Consider the following 329-nt stretch of genomic DNA (forward strand, 5'->3'; position numbering starts at 1 on the left):
AGCTGCTTGTGAAATAATAATTTGCTCTGTTGTATTATCGACAAAGATTTGACGCGTTTTTAAAAGCCATCCAAGTACAGGCATATTTTTTTGGACAAAGTGATTATCAAAGGTGTGAGTTATAATCTTATAGGAGGGTATCTTGCCCCATTGTAAGTCGCATTCTTTGAAAAACTCATCAAACCTGTATGCAGGGGCAACGAAGTTTCTTTTGCCCGTCCGACTACGAAGAAATTTACTAAAATCAGTGTAGCTTTGGAATATACTATGACTTAGTTGCTCTTCTAGCTCTCTTGTTGGGTTTTGATTTATCATATATTTTCAACTTC

General features: G+C 35.9%; 1 protein-coding gene. It reads right to left on the reverse strand.

Features of this window, described 5'->3' with window-relative positions:
• The coding region (locus tag R0K30_RS21410) for a hypothetical protein (protein ID WP_410612795.1) at positions 1 to 315 on the reverse strand (315 nt) is incomplete at its 3' end.
• Between the last annotated feature and the right edge of the window lie 14 nt (positions 316 to 329).

Origin of the sequence: Bacillus sp. SIMBA_154 (assembly GCF_046536015.1) — a bacterium.
Taxonomy (GTDB): domain Bacteria; phylum Bacillota; class Bacilli; order Bacillales; family Bacillaceae; genus Bacillus; species Bacillus pumilus_P.